We start from the raw sequence: 17561 nt of genomic DNA on the forward strand, positions 1-17561 counted from the left end.
CGACCCCGTCAACGGGCAGACGTAGACGCCCGGGCAAGGCCCGGATTCCACATACGGCTGCAGGCCTGAAATAGTTCCCCCGGATGTTCGCCATCCCTAGACTCCCTGACGTCATGGGGGATTCTCGGGGGACTTAAGTGGGGCTGGAGTGCCGGAACTCGTACTGGAATTGAATGGCAGGACCTGGACGCTCGATCCGTCCAGGTCGTACTCGCTGGGGCGCGACCCCCAGGGAGACGTGGTGATCGACGATGCCCGGGTGTCGTGGCGGCACGCCACCATCGCCTGGAACGGCCAGGGTTGGGGGCTCGAGGACCACGGCAGCACCAACGGCACCTACGTGCAGGGGGCCAGGGTCCAGCAGACCGCGCTGGTGCCCGGTACGCCGGTCCACCTGGGCAACGCCACCGACGGACCGCGGCTGAATCTGAGCGCCGCCGCCGCGCCGCAGCCCGCCGTGGCACAGCACGCGCAGCAGGCGCAGCAGACTCCGGCCCAGGCGTACGCCCAGCCGCAGGCCGCGGCCTACCAGGCCCCGCAGCAGCCCCAGCAGGCCTGGAACCAGCAGCAGCACCAGCCGCAGCAGCCGCAGGCCCACCTCCCGCACCAGCAGGGCGGCGGCGCCGTGCCCCGCCAGGCGCAGGCCGGAGCACCGGGCTACGCCGGCGACCGCAGCCCGACGACCTTCCACCAGCTCTCGCTGGGCCACGTCATGCGGATCGGCCGTGCGCTGGAGAACGAGCTGGTGGTCTCCGACCTCCAGGTCTCCCGCCACCACGCCGAGTTCCACTCGATGCCCGGCGGCCGCTTCGAGATCCGCGACCTCGGCAGCCACAACGGCACCTACGTCAACGGTCAGCCGCTGCCCAAGTCCGGGACCCAGCTCCTCGGCCCGAACGACATCGTGGGCGTCGGCCACTCGACGTTCCGCATCGTCGGGGACCGGCTGGAGGAGTTCGTCGACACCGGCGAGGTCTCCTTCTCGGCCCGCCACCTCACCGTCACGGTCGACGGCGGCAAGCAGATCCTCAAGGACGTCACCTTCGGCGTCCCGGAGAAGTCACTGATCGGCGTCATCGGCCCGTCCGGCTCCGGCAAGTCCACCCTGCTCAAGGCGCTGACCGGCTACCGGCCCGCCGACCAGGGCGACGTCCTGTACGACAACCGCAACCTGTACAAGCAGTTCGCGGAGCTCCGCCAGCGCATCGGCCTGGTCCCGCAGGACGACATCCTGCACAAGGAGCTGAGGGTCAGCACCGCGCTCAAGTACGCGGCCAAGCTCCGCTTCCCCGGCGACACCGCCGAGGCCGAGCGCGCCGCCCGCATCGACGAGGTGCTGCGCGAGCTCAAGCTCGACATCCACAAGGACAAGAAGATCACCGCGCTCTCCGGTGGCCAGCGCAAGCGCGTCTCCGTCGCCCTGGAGCTGCTCACCAAGCCCTCGCTGATCTTCCTGGACGAGCCGACCTCCGGCCTCGACCCGGGCATGGACCGCGACGTCATGCAGCTGCTGCGCGGCCTGGCCGACGACGGCCGCACGGTCCTCGTCGTCACCCACTCCGTCGCCGAGCTGTCGCTCTGCGACAAGCTGCTGGTCATGGCCCCGGGCGGGTCCGTCGCCTACTTCGGCCCGCCGGACGAGGCACTGAACTTCTTCGGCTACGGCACGTGGGCGGACGTCTTCTCGGCGTTCGAGAACTACCGCGACTACGACTGGGCCGGCCGCTGGAAGGGTTCGCAGCACTACCAGCTCTACGCCGCCGAGCTCGACGCGGTCGCCCCGCAGCCGGTCGTCATGCCGTCGGCCCAGCAGATGCGCCCGACCAAGCCGCAGGGCTGGGGCTCGCAGCTGTGGACGCTGATCCGCCGCTACGTCTCGGTGATCGCGTCGGACAAGGGCTTCATGGGCCTGATGCTGATCCTGCCGGCCGTCCTGGGCGTGGTCTCCACGGTCATCCCCGCGACCTTCGGCCTGGCGCCGCCGACCCCGCCGTCGCGCTTCAACGGCGACGCGGGCACGATCATGCTGATCCTCGCGGTCGGCATGTGCTTCTCCGGCGCAGCCAACTCGGTCCGAGAGCTGATCAAGGAACGCGTCATCTACGAGCGCGAGCGCGCGACCGGCCTGTCCCGGTCGGCGTACCTCATGTCGAAGGTGATCGTCCTCGGCTTCATCACGGCCCTCCAGGGCGTGATCATCTGCGCGATCGGCTTCACCCCGCGCGACCTGCCCCTCGATGGCCTGCTGATGCCGCCGGCGGTCGAGCTGTGCCTGTCGGTCATCGCGCTCGGCTTCACCTCGATGATGTTCGGCCTGGTGATCTCCTCGCTGGTGAAGACCGCCGAGAAGACCATGCCGCTGCTGGTCATGTTCGCGATCGTCCAGGTCGTCTTCACCGGCATCCTCTTCCAGGTCTACGACTCCCCGGGCCTGGAGCAGTTCGCCTGGCTGATGCCGTCCCGCTGGGCCATCGCCGCCGCCGGCGCCACCCTGGACCTCGGCAGGCTCATGCCGCCGTGGGACCAGGACAACCCGACCAACACCGACCCGCTCTGGGACGCCACGGTCGGCCAGTGGAGCCTGAACATCATCGTCCTGCTGGCCCTCGGCATCGCCTGCGGGTTCCTGGTGCAGCGCCTGCTGCGCCGCCACGAGCCCGAGGTCATGCGCGCGGGCAAGTAAGCGCCGAAAGCCGAAGGGCGGCACCCGGGATCTGGGATCCGGGTGCCGCCCTTCGGCGCGTTTCGAGGTGGGGCGAGGACCGCCGAAGGCCTAGTAGGCGCTGTTGACGTTGTCCATCGAGCCGTACCGGTCGGCCGCGTAGTTGCAGGCGGCGACGATGTTGGCGACCGGGTCGTACTGGTCGAACTTGGTGCCCTTGACGTGGTACGCCTTGAAGGTCGGGAGGATGACCTGGAGCAGACCCTTGCTGGGGATGCCGTTCTGGGCGTTGATGTCCCAGTTGTTGATCGCCATCGGGTTGCCGCTGGACTCACGCATGATGTTGCGGTGAATACCGGCGTAGGTGCCCGGAATGCCCTCCTTCTTCATGATGAAGAGGGCTTCCTTGATCCAGCCGTCGAGGTTGTTCGCGAAGACGGGGGTGCGGGCGGCGGAGCGGCTGGCTGCGGCCTTCTGCTCGCGGGCCTTCTTCGCGGCGGCCTCGGCCTTGGCCTTGGCGTCGGCGTCGGCCTTGGCCTTCGCGGCCACGGCGGCGGCCTTGGCGTTCGCGTCGGCGATGACGTGCTGCGTGGAGAGGTGGCCGTACAGGGCCTTCGTCTGCGTGCCGTTCACGGCCTGGGTCCAGGCGACGGGGGCGGCGGAGATGGTCTCGGCCTCGGCCACGTCGGCCGGTACGAGGGAGAAGGCGACGGCGGCGGCGCTCAGCGTGGCGACACCGGCGATGGACAGCTTGTGTGCCTTCGTCAGACGACTGTGACCGGGAGTGCGGGAAGCAGACATGGCGGGGCAACCTCTTCGAATAGCGGGGGCCGCAGGAAGGCGCCGAGCGGATCCGGGATCCGCGGCGCCTGGCGACGGGAGCAATTCTTAGCGGCGGCAAAATCCTGTGGCAAAGGTGTGACGTACGATCCTGCTTAGTGGATCAGGGGCGGGCGCCGAGGGTCGATTTCCGGCCTCGGCGCTACGCCCGTCCGCCCTGACAGGGCATGGTTTGTTCCACTAGGGAGCTTCGTAAGTGATGTGGGTCCTATGCCGGGGCTCACATCGCCCTTACGTCGTTCTCACCATGCGTTGCTTAAGCAATTCATTCAGTGACGGTTGTCATCCCTGAGGAGGAGATGGACGTCGCCGAACTCGTGCCAGAGGCAGTGCCGGGCCAGCGCCTGCGCATACCCCAGCCGTACGGCGGCACGCCCCGCCACCGCCTCCAGCATCAGCAGGTGGGAGGCCCCGGGCTCGTGCAGCCCGGTCAGCAGGCCGTCCACCACCCGCACCCCGCGCTCCGGCGTCACCACCAGATCGGTCCAGCCGCCCGCCGCGCGCACCACCCCCCGCGGGTCCGCCGCGGACTCCAGCGCCCGCACCGCGGTGGTCCCCACCGCGATCACCCGCCCGCCCCCGGCCCTCGCCGCGTTCACCAGCGCCGCCGTCGTGGCCGGCACCGAGTACCGCTCCGGGTACGGCGGCTCGTGCGCCTCCTGTGAGGCCACCCCCGTGTGCAGGGTCAGCGGCGCGAACTGCACCCCCCGGCTCACCAGCCGCGCCACCAGTTCCGCTGTGAAGGGCCGGCCCGCGCTCGGCATCTCCGCCGAGCCCGACCCGTCGGGCTCGGGCACCGCGAACACCGTCTGGTACACCGGCAGCGGCTGCTCCCGCTCGGTGTAGGCGTACCGGATCGGCCGCCCGTGCTCCCGCAGCAGCTCCGGAACCCCGTACGGGACGGGGGAGGGCCGGGCGGTGGAGGGGCGTACGGGGGAGGGTCGCGCCCACCAGAGCCGGTCCGCACCCGCGGCCAGGGGCTCCTCCAGGACCAGGCGGCGGCCGCCCGGCAGCTCCACCACCGCACCGGCCGGCCCGCCCGGCCGCGGCCGGGTCGTCCCGCCGCCCGCCGGGGCGCGCAGCTCCACCGCCCAGCGGCCGTCGTCCCCCCGGGTCGAGAAGTGCACCACCAGGGCCTCGCCGCCCAGCCGGGCGTCCACGGCGGCCGCGAGGGTGGCCGAGGTGTTCACCACCAGTACGTCGCCGGCCCGCAGCAGGTGCGGCAGCTCCCGGAAGGCGTGCAGCGACACCCGGGTGCCGCCCCGGGACAGCAGCAGCCGTACCGCGTCCCGCCCCAGCCCCGGACCCCGCTGCTCGGCCGGAACCCGAGCCAGCAGCTCGCGAGGTATGTCCCTTATATGCAGTCCTGTCGTCGGCTCCTCGTGCACCACCGCCGCCCGGCCCCCCATCCCGGCCCGGGCCCCGCCCACCCCGCCGCCGCGCGCACCGGTCCCGCTCATCGACGGATCCCGCCGCCCGCCGAGGACCCGGCCGGTGCCTCGGCCGAAGCTGTGGCCAGCCCCTCCGCCGTGTACCGCCCGCTCGGCAGCCACCGCTCCAGCAGCCGCAGCAGCACCGGCGCCACCTCCTCCGGCACCGGCAGCCCCGCCAGGTCCTCACCCGGCTCGGCCGCCGCCATCATCCGCGTCCGCATCGACCCCGGATCCGCCCACCACACCCGCAGCTCCGGCTCCTCCACCGCCAGCACGGCCGACATCAGGTCCGCCGCCGCCTTGGTCGCCCCGTACGCACCCCACGTGGCGTACGGAACCACCGCGGCGTCCGAGCTGATGTTCAGCACCGCCCCCGCCGCCGAGGCCCGCAGCAGCGGCAGCCCCTCCTGGACCAGACCCAGCGGCCCCAGCACATTGACCTCGAACGCCTCGCGCAGCCCGGCCTGTGGCTGGGCCGCCAGCGGCACCAGCGGCTCGGCCCCCAGCACCCCCGCGTTGTTCACCAGCAGGTCCAGCCCGCCCAGCCCGCGCGCGGCCGCCACCAGCGCCGCCCGGTGATCCGGCGAGGACACGTCCCCGGCCACCGCCACCACGCGCACCCCCGCGGCCCGCGCCGGCCCGGCCGCGACCTCCTCCAGCGCCGCAGCCCCCCGCGCGCTCAGCACCAGGTCCCAGCCCCGCCCCGCCAGCTCCCCGGCCAGTGCCCGGCCGAGCCCACGGGAAGCCCCCGTCACGATCGCCACCGACATGACAGCACCTCTCGCCTTCGTTCCGATCAGCAGATGCCCTCAACCTAGGAACGGCCGGGCCCCCACCGCCTCGGCCGCCGGCCCCACCCGTACAGGTCCCTTCGACCTACGCCCTGCGGGGTGCCCCGGGTCCCTCCACCGCCCGATCCCGCAGGTCACGGCCGCCGGTACGGTGAGGCCATGACCGCAAGCCCCCTGCAGGGCGGACCCCGCAGCGGCCTGGCCGCCGTGAGCACCGCGCTGCTCGCCATGAGCCGCCGCCTGGAGGTCCGTGACGTCCTGCGCACGATCGTGGTGTCGGCCCGCGAACTGCTGGACGCCGAGTACGCGGCCCTCGGCGTCCCGGACGACCACGGCGGCTTCGCCCAGTTCGTCGTCGACGGCATCAGCGCGGAGCAGTGGCGGCAGATCGGCCCGCTGCCCCGGCAGCACGGCATCCTGGCCGCGATGCTCCACCGGAACGGCCCCGAGCGGCTGGCCGACGTACGCAAGGACCCCCGCTTCGAGGGCTGGCCCGCCGCCCACCCCGACATGTCCGACTTCCTGGGCATGCCCGTCCGGGACGGCGAGGAGACCCTCGGCGCGCTCTTCCTCGCGAACAAGCGCAGCGCCCCGGACGGCAGCACCCGCGTCTTCACCGACGAGGACCAGGAACTCCTCTCCCTCCTCGCCCAGCACGCGGCGATCGCCCTCACCAACGCCCGGCTCTACGAACGCAGCCGCGAGCTCACCATCGCGGAGGAACGCTCCCGCCTCGCGCACGAGCTGCACGACGCCGTCAGCCAGAAGCTCTTCTCCCTGCGCCTGACCGCCCAGGCCGCCGCGACCCTCGTCGACCGCGACCCGGCCCGTGCCAAGGACGAACTCCAGCAGGTGGCCGCCCTCGCGGCGGAGGCCGCCGACGAACTGCGCGCCGCGGTGACCGAGCTGCGCCCGGCGGCCCTGGACGAGGACGGCCTGGTGGCCACCCTGCGTACGCACGTGCACGTGCTCGACCGCGCGCACACCGCGCACGTCACCTTCACCTGCGACGGCGTACGGGCCCTCCCCGCGGCCCAGGAGGAAGCGGTGCTCCGCGTCGCCCAGGAGGCCCTCCACAACGCCCTGCGCCACTCGGACGGCGACCGGGTCGAGGTCACCCTGACCCGGACGCCTGCCGGGGGCGCGGTCCTCAGGGTCGTCGACTCCGGCAAGGGCTTCGACCCCCGGGCCGTCCGCCGGGCGGGCCGTCATCTGGGGCTGGTCTCCATGCGGGACCGCGCGAGCGGCGTCGGAGGCCGCCTCACCGTGCACTCGGAGCCCGGGCAGGGCACCACGATCGAGATGGAGGTCCCCGGTGGCTGAGAGCACCGGCCGAAGCGGCAGCCGTATCCGGGTCCTGCTGGTGGACGACCACCAGGTGGTCCGGCGGGGCCTGCGCACCTTCCTGGAGGTCCAGGAGGACATCGAGGTGGTCGGGGAGGCCTCCGACGGCGAGGAGGGCATCGCCCGCGCCGGGGAACTGCGCCCCGACGTGATCCTCATGGACGTGAAGATGCCGGGCACCGACGGCATCGAGGCCCTGCGGCGGCTGCGCGAGCTGGCGAACCCCGCGCGGGTGCTGATCGTCACCAGCTTCACGGAGCAGCGGACCGTGGTCCCCGCCCTGCGCGCGGGCGCCGCCGGATACGTCTACAAGGACATCGACCCCGACGCCTTGGCCGGAGCCATCCGCTCCGTCCACGCCGGCCACGTCCTGCTCCAGCCGGAGGTGGCCGAGGCCCTGCTCGCACAGGAGGAGCAGAGCCCCGCGGCGGGCCGGCCCGGCTCGCTGACCGACCGCGAACGGGAGGTCCTCGGCCTCATCGCGGACGGCCGTTCCAACCGCGAGATCGCCCGCGCGCTGGTGCTGTCGGAGAAGACGGTCAAGACGCACGTCTCGAACATCCTGATGAAGCTGGACCTTTCCGACCGGACCCAGGCCGCATTGTGGGCGGTCAGGCACGGAATCACGGACTGAGGCGGCCGAATCGGACCGACTCCTTCCGGTCTGAGATTCATACGGTCGGGTGTATGTAGCCCACATGGCGTATCCCCGGCCGTGGGGCGGCCGTTCTCCATGACGTGCCGCGACGGCTGGTCGCGGCCGACGTACTGGAGGACGAGAACGTGAAGAACTTCAAGAAGGCCGCAGCCGTCACCATGATCGCGGGCGGCCTCCTCGCCGCCGGCGCGGGTGTCTCCTCGGCGCACGGCGGTGCGTCGGCGGAGGGCGAGGCCCTGAACTCGCCCGGCGTGGCCTCGGGGAACCTCGTCCAGGCCCCGGTGCACGTCCCCGTGAACGTCGTGGGCAACACGGTCAACGTGATCGGCCTGCTCAACGGCGCGTGGGGCAACACCGGCGTGAACGCCTGACCCCACCCCGACATGCGGCCCCGCTTCCCCCTCTCCCTGGAAGCGGGGCCGCATCGGCGCGTCCGGACGGCGTCCGGGTGCCGTCGCGTGCCCCCGGCGCGAGCCTCACCTCACCGCGCCACCGGCCGCCCTAGCGTGGCCCGCATGACCAGGAACGGGGACATCGCACGCCGGACCGCCGCCGTACTCTGCGCGACCGCGGCCCTGACGGGACTGGCCGCCGCACCGCCCGAGCGGCCCGGCCCCGTCGTCTACGTCGCGAACCTGCACTCCGACACCGTCTCGGTCGTCGACCCCCGCACCGGCGGCGTCGTGGACGACGTGCCCGTGGGCGACGGGCCCGACAGCGTCGCCGTCAGCCCCGACAGCGCCCGCCTCTACGTCACCGACTCCGCCGCGGACACCGTCTCCGTGATCGACACCCGCACCAGGACGGTCGTCGAAACGATCGGAGTCGGGCGGGAACCGAGCAGAGTGACCGTCTCACCGGACAACGAGCGCGTCTACGTGGCCAACGTCGCCGGGGACACCGTGTCGGTGATCAGCACCGCCACCGGCACCGTCACGGACACCATCGCCGTGGGCGACGGCCCGAACGGCCTCGCCGTCGCCCCGGACGGCTCCCACGTCCACGTCAGCAACTTCGACTCGGACACCCTGACCGTGATCGACACCGCAACGGCCACCCCCACGGCCACGATCCCGGTCGGCGACGGCCCCACGGGCGTGGCCGGATCCAGCCCCGCCGGCGTGTGAGGCGCGGGGTGCGGGTCGGAGCCCGCGAAGCCCGTCCGGGCGCAGCCCGGGCCCCGACACCCGCGGGAGGCGTACGGCTAGTGCTGCTCCACCGCCGAGTTGTACGCGGCAACCAGCGCCCGCCGCGCAACCCGCTCCACCGGCCGCAGCGCCTCCGACCGCGCCGCCATCTCCGAGGCGGCCACCGCACCCCCGTGTCCGCTCTCGTACGCCAGCGACACCATCAGGTCCACCCGCTGCGCCAGCGCCAGCACCCGTACCGCCCGCGCCGGATACCCCGGCGCCAGCGCCTCCCGCCCGGCATCCGCCCGCGCCCGGTACGCCGACAGCGCCGCCTCCGCCACCGGACCCGACCCCGCCACGTCCAGCCGGGTCAGTACCACGGTCGCCTCGCGCAGCGCCTCCGCCAGCTCCCGTTCCGCCTCGCCGAGCGACGGCACGTCCGCCGGCGGGGTCTCCCGGACCGGCAGTACGTGCCAGGTCACCGACACGTGCACATCACCGGCCGGCCCGGCCTCCGCCACCTCCGGCACCAGCCCCAGCGCCGCCCCCACCGCGACGACCGCCTCCTCGGCCTCCAGCGCCCGCGCGTTGAACTCCGGCGGCCCGCTCAGCCCCAGCGGATGCCCCGGGACCGGCAGGGCGACCCGCAGACCCGACACCCCCAGCGCGCGGAGCCGGCCGAGCGCCAGCGTGAGCCCGACCGGACCCGTCTCGCCCGGCAGACCCGCCACCCGGTGCACGGCGTCCTCACCCACGATCGACATCGCGGCTTCGTCGGGCGAGACCAGACCGGCCAGCAGCGCGTTCCCCCAGGCGGCCAGCCGCCCTGAACGTGGTTCGAAAAGCATCCCCTCACTTTACGGATCGCGCCCGGCACCGGGCCCCGGCCCCGGACCCCTTCCCGAGTGGCGTAGGTTTTCCCCTGGGGCTGCGTCTACCGGCGCACAGTGAACCGTGACTGCAAGGGGTGACAACACGCTCATGAGCGATGTTCTGGAGCTGGTGGACGTATCCGTGGTCCGCGAGGGCCGGGCGCTGGTGGACCAGGTCTCCTGGTCGGTGAAGGAGGGCGAGCGCTGGGTGATCCTCGGCCCCAACGGCGCCGGCAAGACCACTCTGCTGAACCTCGCCTCCAGCTACCTCTTCCCCACCAAGGGCTCCGCCACCATCCTCGGCAGCACCCTCGGCAAGGTCGACGTCTTCGAGCTGCGCCCCCGCATCGGCGTGGCCGGCATCGCGATGGCCGACAAGCTCCCCAAGCGGCAGACCGTCCTGCAGACCGTCCTCACCGCCGCCTACGGAATGACGGCGACCTGGCAGGAGGAGTACGAGGCCGTCGACGAGCAGCGCGCCCGCGCCTTCCTCGACCGCCTCGGCATGACCGAGTACCTCGACCGGAAGTTCGGCACCCTCTCCGAGGGCGAGCGCAAGCGCACCCTGATCGCCCGCGCGCTGATGACCGACCCCGAGCTCCTGCTCCTCGACGAGCCCGCCGCCGGCCTCGACCTCGGCGGCCGCGAGGACCTCGTACGCCGCCTCGGCCGCCTCGCCCGCGACCCGCTCGCCCCCTCCATGGTCATGGTCACGCACCACGTCGAGGAGATCGCCCCCGGCTTCACCCACGTCCTGATGATCCGCCAGGGCAAGGTCGTCACCGCCGGTCCCATCGACCTCGAACTGACCTCCCGCAACCTCTCGCTCTGCTTCGGCCTCCCCCTGGTCGTCGAGCGCAACGGGACCGACCGCTGGACCGCCCAGGGCCTGCCCCTCGGCTAGTGCTGTGGCCGGGGCCGCGCCGCAGCCGCGCCGGTCACCCTCCGGGTACGGGCGCCCGCACCCTGTCCCGACCGTGCCCACCCGACCTACCATGACCACGTGGACATCGACGCGTGGGTGTGGTGGCTCATCGGCGCGGTCGGACTGGGCATCCCCCTGGTCCTGACCGCCATGCCGGAGTTCGGCATGTTCGCCGTCGGGGCGGTGGCGGCGGCCGTCACGGCCGCCCTCGGCGGGGGAGTGGTGGCCCAAGTCCTGGTGTTCGTGGTCGTGTCGGTCGCGCTCATCGCCGTCGTCCGGCCCATCGCCAACCGGCACCGCGACCAGCGGCCCCAACACCGCAGCGGAATCGACGCGTTGCGGGGCAGAACCGCAGTCGTCCTCGAACGCGTCGACGGCAGCGGTGGCCGCATCAAGCTCGCCGGCGAGGTCTGGTCCGCCCGCACCCTCGACTCGGACACCAGCTTCGAGCCCGGCCAGTCCGTCGACGTGGTGGAGATCGACGGGGCGACCGCCGTCGTGATGTGAGAAGCAGCCTGCTCGCGGCCGACAGGTCTGCGAGACTCCGATCAACGGGGCAGCACAGACAGCCGGAAGGGCACGGGGAACCGCATGCAACCGATCATCATCGTCCTGATCATTCTGGTGGTTCTGGTCTTCATCGCACTGGTCAAGACGATCCAGGTGATCCCGCAGGCCAGCGCCGCCATCGTCGAGCGGTTCGGCCGCTACACCCGCACCCTCAACGCGGGCCTCAACATCGTCGTCCCGTTCATCGACTCCATCCGCAACCGGATCGACCTGCGCGAACAGGTCGTCCCTTTCCCGCCGCAGCCCGTCATCACCCAGGACAACCTGGTCGTCAACATCGACACCGTCATCTACTACCAGGTGACCGACGCCCGGGCCGCGACGTACGAAGTGGCCAGCTACATCCAGGCCATCGAGCAGCTCACCGTCACCACGCTGCGCAACATCATCGGCGGCATGGACCTGGAGCGCACCCTCACCTCCCGCGAGGAGATCAACGCCGCCCTGCGCGGGGTCCTCGACGAGGCCACCGGCAAGTGGGGCATCCGCGTCAACCGCGTCGAGCTCAAGGCCATCGAGCCGCCCACCTCCATCCAGGACTCGATGGAGAAGCAGATGCGCGCCGACCGCGACAAGCGCGCCGCGATCCTCCAGGCCGAGGGTGTCCGGCAGTCCGAGATCCTGCGCGCCGAGGGTGAGAAGCAGTCCTCCATCCTGCGCGCCGAGGGTGAGGCCAAGGCCGCCGCACTCAAGGCCGAGGGCGAAGCGCAGGCCATCCGTACGGTGTTCGAGTCCATCCACGCGGGCGACGCCGACCAGAAGCTCCTCGCCTACCAGTACCTGCAGATGCTCCCGAAGATCGCCGAAGGCGACGCCAACAAGCTCTGGATCGTGCCCAGCGAGATCGGCGACGCGCTCAAGGGCCTCTCCGGCGCCATGGGCAACTTCGGTCCCCTCGGCGGAGGTTCGGGCTTCAACCCGCAGGGCTCCGGCAAGGAGGGCGGCGGCATCCCGGCCGCACGCGACAAGGACGCCGCGGAGCGCCGCGAGCAGCCCCCCATCGACTGAGCCCGCACGCCCCCTGGTGCATGATCGGTGAGGCCCCTCGACCTTCATGGCGGGGAGGCGACTCACTCATGCAAAGGGGATGGCACAGTCCATGTCCATCTGGGAAGCACTCGCGGTTCTCGCCGCCGGCATCGGCGCGGGCACGATCAACACCATCGTCGGCTCCGGCACCCTCATCACCTTCCCGGTGCTGCTGGCCACCGGCCTGCCACCGGTCACCGCCAACGTGTCCAACACCCTGGGTCTGGTGCCCGGTTCGATCAGCGGGGCCATCGGCTACCGCAAGGAGCTCCAGGGGCAGCGCGCCCGCATCCTGCGCCTCGGCTCGGTCTCGGCCGTCGGAGGGCTCACGGGCGCGGCTCTGCTCCTCGCCCTGCCGTCGGAGTCCTTCGACACCATCGTGCCGATCCTGATCGGACTCGCACTCGTCCTCGTCGTCCTGCAGCCCCGGCTCGCCGCCGCCCTGCGACGGCGCCAGGAGGCCGCCGGCGGCGACACCGGCCACCCCGACGGCGGCCCGGTCCTGCTCGGCGGCATGCTGCTCTCCAGCGCCTACGGCGGCTACTTCGGCGCGGCCCAGGGCGTGCTCTACCTCGGGCTGATGGGCCTGCTGCTCCACGACGACCTGCAACGGATCAACGCCGTCAAGAACGTCATCGCCGCCCTCGTGAACGGCATCGCGGCCGTCTTCTTCCTGTTCGTCGCCGAGTTCGACTGGACGGCCGTGCTCCTCATCGCCGTCGGCTCGACGATCGGCGGCCAGATCGGCGCCAAGGTCGGCCGCCGTCTCCCGCCGACGGTCCTGCGCGGCGTCATCGTGACGGTCGGGATCCTCGCCATCGTCCAACTGCTGGTCCGCTGAGCGACGTAGGAGAACTACGCCGCTCAGCGCGGACGGTCTAGGCGGAACGCTCCAGCCACTCCGGGAGCGCCTCCTTCCCGGCCACTCCCAGCGCGAGCAGCATGGCGTCCGCCGGAGACGGCACGAAGGGCTTCCGGAGGAGCGGCATCCCCGCCTCCTCCGGAGTCCGGGCCGCTTTGCGGTGGTTGTCCTCGGCGCAGGACGCCACCGTGTTCAGCCAGGTGTCCCCACCGCCCTGGGCCCGCGGCAGTACGTGGTCCACCGTGGTCGCGCGCTTGCCGCAGTAAGCGCACCGGTGCTGGTCCCGGACCAGCACCCCCCTCCGCGACCAGGGAGCATGTCTTCGGAAGGGCACCCTGACGTACCTGCAGAGCCTGATCACCCGGGGCATCGGAAGATCCATGGTGGCTGCGCGGACACGGAGATCGGGGTGCGACTGTTCGACGACGGCCTTGTCCTGGAGCACCAGAACCACAGCCCGGTTCAACGTCACCGTCGACAGCGGCTCGAAGCTCGCATTCAGCACCAGCGTGTCCCGCATCTCGCCCACCTCCCGTGTGCAGGCCCGCGACCACCATGGCGGCAGGGCCCGCAACCACTCTGGCCGCGCGCGCCACGCGGGACAACGCAATAAAAATGCCCGGTCCCGGCCTTCTTTAGACCAGGACCGGGCGAACGCCGGGCGAACGATCAGCGCGCGGCGGGCGCCTCGTACTCGGCGACGAGCTGCGCACGCCCCAGGGCGTGGAACCGCAGATGGAAACCGACGACCGCTGGCGAGGAGTCCTCGTCCGGGCCGAGCTGCTCGCGATCCACCGCGTACACGGTGAAGACGTAGCGGTGCCGCTCCCCGCGCGGCGGGGCCGCACCGCCGAAGTCCCGGGTCCCGTAGTCGTTCCGCGCGTGCACGGCACCTTCCGGCAGGCCCGGGAAGTCCCCGGTGCCCGCACCGGCCGGCAGCTCCGTCACCGAGACGGGCAGGTCGAAGAGGACCCAGTGCCAGAACCCGCTGCCCGTCGGCGCGTCCGGGTCGAAGCAGGTCACGGCGAAGCTCTTCGTCCCCTCGGGGAAGCCCTCCCAGCGCAGGTGCGGCGAGACGTTCTTCCCCGTGAGGACCTGGGCGGCGTGCAGGTCGGCTCCGTGGGAGACGTCCTCACTCGTCACGGTGAACTCGTGCACCTCGGGATGGAAATCGTGGGGGAGCGGCGCCCTGTCACGTTCCGTCACGTCAAAACCTCCTGGTCGAAATGGCAAACCCTGCGCAGACGGAGCCTATGGCTCCGGCAAGATCGTTCATTACCCCGCGGGGCGTGAAACGTACAAGATCATCTACTTTCTCGCCGCTCGCGGCGCTTGTCGCCTGTGTGGCGACCCCGGCCACCGGCCACCGGCCTCGGGTCCGCGCCGGCCGCGCAGGCGAGCGGGACAGCCCAGGCTGCGCGCCGAACCGTGCACGGGCCGGCTCGTCGGCCTCGTCCGGACCGAGAACGCCACCACCGTGGCGAGCATCCCCGACACCCCGTTCCGCACCGCCGAGGACCAGTTCCACCACGTGGTCCTCCAGCGGAAGGCGGGCGAGCTGACGCTGAGCATCGACGACTCCCGGACCAACGCCGCCGACGGGACCCAACCGCTGTCCTGCCCGCGGTTCCCGGAATCTGCCGACCGGGCTCGCCCACCTACGGCGACGCCTTCAAGACGGCCGGCTTCCACCCCGGCGCCCGCCCCGACGGCTACGAACCGCCCCCCTTCAAGGGCTCCCTCGACGAGTTCACCCTCGTCCGCCGGGCCCTCTCCGACGAGGGGACGACGGCCCTGCGCGTCGGCAACACCCTGCCGTCGCGGACCGGGCCACGGTGGCCCACCTCTCCTTGGAGAAGATCACCACCACGGGCTACGCCCGCATGGGGTCCCCCACCCGCAGACGCGGACGGGCCCCGGACGCCAGTGGCGTCCGGGGCCCGTCCCCGCCGTCCGGATCAGAAGCAGGGCATCAGAACCAGTTGCGCTGCGAGCCCACCGAGGCGATCCACTGGTTCAGGTACGCCGCCCAGTCCGTGCCCTGGTACGACTGCAGCCCCACCTGGAAGCAGCGGTAGGTGTCACTGCCCTCGCTGAACAGACCCGGCTTCTTGTCCATCTCCAGGACGACGTCCATCTCCCGGCCGTCCGAGACGAAGGTCAGCTCGACCTGGTTCAGCCCCCGGTACTGCGACGGCGGCAGGAACTCGATCTCCTGGTAGAAGGGCAGCGTCTGCCGCGTCCCGCGGATGTGCCCCCGCTCCATGTCCGCGCTGCGGAAGGTGAAGCCCAGCTGCCGGAAGGCGTCCAGGATCGCCTGCTGCGCCGGCACCGGGTGCACGTTGATCGGGTCGAGGTCGCCGGCGTCGACCGCACGGGCGATCTCCAGCTCGGTGCTGACCCCGATGTTCATGCCGTGCAGGTGCTGACCCGCGAAGTGCGTGATCGGCGTCTCCCAGGGGATCTCCATCGCGAACGGCACCACGTGCAGCGCACCGGCCTGGACCTTGAAGGCCCCGCCGAGACGCTGCTTGGTGAAGACGACGTCCTGCTTGTACTCCTGGTCACCGCCCTCGACCTCGACCCGCGCCTGCAGCCCGACGGACAGTCCCTCGATCTGCTGCTCCACGGATCCGCCCTGGAGCCGGACCTCGCCCTGGACGATCCCGCCCGGAACGACGTTCGGCTCGGTGATGATCGTGTCCACCGAAGCACCACCGGCACCCAGGCTCGCGAACAGCTTCTTGAAGCCCATGCTCAAACTCCCCTTGAACGATCTGGCGACTACGCCGCGACTACCCCTTACCAACGCGGAACATCAGGTCCCGGTTGCAGGCGGTCGCGGTCCACTACGCTCGACCGGATGAGCGCGCGTTCTGACCGTACGCCCCTGTCCGGGTCCTTCTTCGACCGCCCGGTCCGCACCGTGGCCCCGGACCTCCTCGGCCGCACCCTCGTCCGGCGTACCGAGGAGGGCCCCCTGGAACTGCGCATCACGGAGGTGGAGGCGTACGAGGGGGAGTCCGATCCGGGCTCGCACGCCTACCGGGGGCGCACGGCACGGAACGCATCGCTGTCCGGCCCGCCCGGACACGCGTACGTCTACTTCATCCACGGCATGTCAAGGCAGTCAGCATGAACGTCGATCTCCTCTCCCATCCCGCTGAAGAGGTCGCCCCCAAGCTGCTCGGATGCGTCCTCACCTGCAAGACCCCCGAGGGGACCGTGAGCATCGCCATCACGGAGACCGAGGCGTACTCCGGTACGGCTGATCCAGCCTCCCACGCCTACCGGGGCCGGACACCACGTAACGCCACCATGTTCGGCCCCGCAGGACACCTCTACGTCTACCGTTCCCATGGTCTCCACTGGTGCGCCAACGTCGTCACCGGGACGGACGGCATCGCCTCGGGTGTTCTCATCCGGGCAGGCAGGGTCATCGAGGGGGAGGACCTGGCACGCAAGCGGCGAGGGGAGAGGGTCGAGACCCCACGTCTTGCGCGAGGTCCGGGAAACGTCGGCCAGGCCCTCGGTATCACGGCGGAGCACAACGGCGCGAACCTCCTGACAGGCACCTCGGTCATGCTGTCCGAGGGTGAGCCGGTACCTGCCGCGCTCATCCGGGTCGGTCCTCGGGTCGGCGTGAGCAAGGCCCACGACTGGCAACACCGGTTCTACCTCGCCGGTGATCCAACGGTCTCGGCGTACCGGCTGAGCCCGCGAGCCGCACCGACCACCGGAGCCTGACACGCTGTGCGCCTTGCTGCCGGCCAACAGTCACGGCCGGCGCCGACCTGGCTGCCAAACGTCGAGTTTCAGCCAGAAACCCACGGGAACTCGCCAAGAGTCGGCTTGCCTCGCCACGGCTCTGGACGTGGACCGCTCGCTGGACGGGACCGGCCTCTGCGGAGGTCCCGATTCCCCCCTGTCCCTCCTCGTGGGTACTCCCACCTCGTCCGATCTGGTGAGCAGCGGTCCTCGTACGGGAGTCGGCGGAGCCGGCGCGGACCACCCGTACCGCTGCTGGATCACCCACGCGACCCGACGGTGAGCCCCTACCGGGCCCACTCGCCACGCCGCCGCTCAACTTGACTCGCCCCAGCCGGACGCCTAACGTAGTTCGAGCCGCTTTTACGGGCACTGCCATCGGCAGCCCCAGAGCGGCCAACCCACTACCTACGACTTACCCCTGGCGGGGTTCTGTTCGGCATGCCCGAATTCCCGGCCGGCGGCTCGATTATGAGTCGCAAGGGAAAGGCGCTAACGTAGTGAAAGCCGAAAGGCAAAGACCCCCAACGGTCGCTGAATTCAAATCCGAAACCGGAAACGGCGCGGAAATGATCTGGTAGAGTTGGAAGCGTAAGACAGCAGAACGAAAGCCCGGAGGAAAGCCCCAGCCGATGTTGCTGAGGGTGAGTACAAAGGAAGCGTCCGTTCCTTGAGAA

17 protein-coding genes and 2 pseudogenes are annotated in these 17561 nt (G+C 71.2%); 12 read left to right on the forward strand and 7 right to left on the reverse strand.

Features of this window, described 5'->3' with window-relative positions; translation table 11 throughout:
• The first annotated feature begins 148 nt into the window (after positions 1-148).
• Positions 149-2683 (forward strand): FHA domain-containing protein, encoded by a 2535-nt coding sequence (locus AAT21_RS05315; RefSeq protein WP_079025429.1) that lies wholly within the window; start codon positions 149-151, stop codon positions 2681-2683.
• Between the two features lie 90 nt (positions 2684-2773).
• Here the strand turns inward: AAT21_RS05315 and AAT21_RS05320 are convergent, their stop codons facing one another.
• The 3 genes from AAT21_RS05320 to AAT21_RS05330 all read right to left on the reverse strand — a co-directional run bounded on the left by AAT21_RS05320 (position 2774) and on the right by AAT21_RS05330 (position 5705).
• The gene (locus tag AAT21_RS05320) at positions 2774-3463 is read right to left on the reverse strand and encodes a transglycosylase SLT domain-containing protein (RefSeq protein WP_046775446.1); all 690 of its coding nucleotides are present in this window, start codon (positions 3461-3463) and stop codon (positions 2774-2776) included.
• A 308-nt stretch (positions 3464-3771) separates the two neighbouring features.
• Positions 3772-4911, reverse strand: coding sequence for an S-adenosylmethionine:tRNA ribosyltransferase-isomerase (locus AAT21_RS05325; RefSeq protein WP_046775638.1), 1140 nt, complete (start codon positions 4909-4911; stop codon positions 3772-3774).
• A gap of 47 nt (positions 4912-4958) precedes the next feature.
• Positions 4959-5705 carry an SDR family NAD(P)-dependent oxidoreductase gene (locus tag AAT21_RS05330; protein WP_046775447.1) on the reverse strand — a complete coding sequence of 249 codons (747 nt, stop codon included), beginning with the start codon at positions 5703-5705 and terminating at the stop codon, positions 4959-4961.
• Between the two features lie 195 nt (positions 5706-5900).
• On the opposite strand from AAT21_RS05330, the gene AAT21_RS05335 reads away from it, so the two are divergent.
• The 4 genes from AAT21_RS05335 (at position 5901) to AAT21_RS05350 (ending at position 8855) form a co-directional block, all read left to right on the forward strand.
• A complete protein-coding gene (locus tag AAT21_RS05335; protein WP_200904334.1) occupies positions 5901-7049 on the forward strand; it encodes a GAF domain-containing sensor histidine kinase in 1149 nt (382 codons plus the stop codon).
• On the forward strand, positions 7042-7704 hold the full coding sequence (locus AAT21_RS05340; protein ID WP_046775449.1) for a response regulator: 663 nt from the start codon (positions 7042-7044) through the stop codon (positions 7702-7704). Before AAT21_RS05335 ends, AAT21_RS05340 begins: the two co-directional genes overlap by 8 nt.
• A 149-nt stretch (positions 7705-7853) precedes the next feature.
• Entirely contained in the window at positions 7854-8099 is a 246-nt protein-coding gene (locus AAT21_RS05345) for a chaplin (RefSeq protein ID WP_030962220.1), read from the forward strand.
• 144 nt (positions 8100-8243) lie between these two features.
• Positions 8244-8855: a YVTN family beta-propeller repeat protein gene (locus tag AAT21_RS05350; RefSeq protein ID WP_052757641.1), complete on the forward strand. Its 612-nt coding sequence runs from the start codon at positions 8244-8246 to the stop codon at positions 8853-8855.
• Positions 8856-8932: 77 nt separating this feature from the next.
• On the opposite strand, the gene AAT21_RS05355 is transcribed toward AAT21_RS05350, so the two are convergent.
• A complete protein-coding gene (locus AAT21_RS05355) occupies positions 8933-9706 on the reverse strand; it encodes a hypothetical protein (protein ID WP_046775450.1) in 774 nt (257 codons plus the stop codon).
• Between the two features lie 133 nt (positions 9707-9839).
• Between AAT21_RS05355 and AAT21_RS05360 the strand changes: the two genes are divergently transcribed.
• From AAT21_RS05360 to AAT21_RS05375, 4 genes are all read left to right on the forward strand, one after another.
• A complete protein-coding gene (locus AAT21_RS05360; protein WP_030829467.1) occupies positions 9840-10634 on the forward strand; it encodes an ABC transporter ATP-binding protein in 795 nt (264 codons plus the stop codon).
• 99 nt (positions 10635-10733) lie between these two features.
• Positions 10734-11162 carry an NfeD family protein gene (locus tag AAT21_RS05365; RefSeq protein ID WP_046775451.1) on the forward strand — a complete coding sequence of 143 codons (429 nt, stop codon included), beginning with the start codon at positions 10734-10736 and terminating at the stop codon, positions 11160-11162.
• A gap of 84 nt (positions 11163-11246) precedes the next feature.
• A complete protein-coding gene (locus AAT21_RS05370; RefSeq protein WP_046775452.1) occupies positions 11247-12233 on the forward strand; it encodes an SPFH domain-containing protein in 987 nt (328 codons plus the stop codon).
• Between the two features lie 91 nt (positions 12234-12324).
• Positions 12325-13095 (forward strand): sulfite exporter TauE/SafE family protein, encoded by a 771-nt coding sequence (locus tag AAT21_RS05375; RefSeq protein ID WP_046775640.1) that lies wholly within the window; start codon positions 12325-12327, stop codon positions 13093-13095.
• Positions 13096-13132: 37 nt separating this feature from the next.
• On the opposite strand, the gene AAT21_RS05380 is transcribed toward AAT21_RS05375, so the two are convergent.
• The 3 genes from AAT21_RS05380 to AAT21_RS05390 form a co-directional block, all read right to left on the reverse strand.
• Positions 13133-13636 (reverse strand): HNH endonuclease, encoded by a 504-nt coding sequence (locus tag AAT21_RS05380; RefSeq protein WP_046775453.1) that lies wholly within the window; start codon positions 13634-13636, stop codon positions 13133-13135.
• 149 nt (positions 13637-13785) lie between these two features.
• Complete coding sequence (locus AAT21_RS05385; protein ID WP_046775454.1) at positions 13786-14322, reverse strand: YbhB/YbcL family Raf kinase inhibitor-like protein; 537 nt, start codon at positions 14320-14322, stop codon at positions 13786-13788.
• Positions 14323-15088: 766 nt separating this feature from the next.
• The gene (locus AAT21_RS05390) at positions 15089-15871 is read right to left on the reverse strand and encodes a sporulation protein (protein WP_046775455.1); all 783 of its coding nucleotides are present in this window, start codon (positions 15869-15871) and stop codon (positions 15089-15091) included.
• Positions 15872-15979: 108 nt separating this feature from the next.
• On the opposite strand from AAT21_RS05390, the pseudogene AAT21_RS05395 reads away from it, so the two are divergent.
• The 3 genes and pseudogenes from AAT21_RS05395 to AAT21_RS38635 form a co-directional block, all read left to right on the forward strand.
• A pseudogene (locus AAT21_RS05395) lies at positions 15980-16237 on the forward strand (DNA-3-methyladenine glycosylase); the annotation flags it as partial.
• A 14-nt stretch (positions 16238-16251) separates the two neighbouring features.
• On the forward strand, positions 16252-16863 hold the full coding sequence (locus AAT21_RS05400; protein ID WP_046775457.1) for a DNA-3-methyladenine glycosylase: 612 nt from the start codon (positions 16252-16254) through the stop codon (positions 16861-16863).
• A gap of 29 nt (positions 16864-16892) precedes the next feature.
• Positions 16893-17208: pseudogene (locus AAT21_RS38635) on the forward strand (DNA-3-methyladenine glycosylase); the annotation flags it as partial.
• Positions 17209-17561 lie beyond the last annotated feature (353 nt).

This window comes from Streptomyces yangpuensis (assembly GCF_001005295.1).
GTDB classification, from domain to species: domain Bacteria; phylum Actinomycetota; class Actinomycetes; order Streptomycetales; family Streptomycetaceae; genus Streptomyces; species Streptomyces yangpuensis.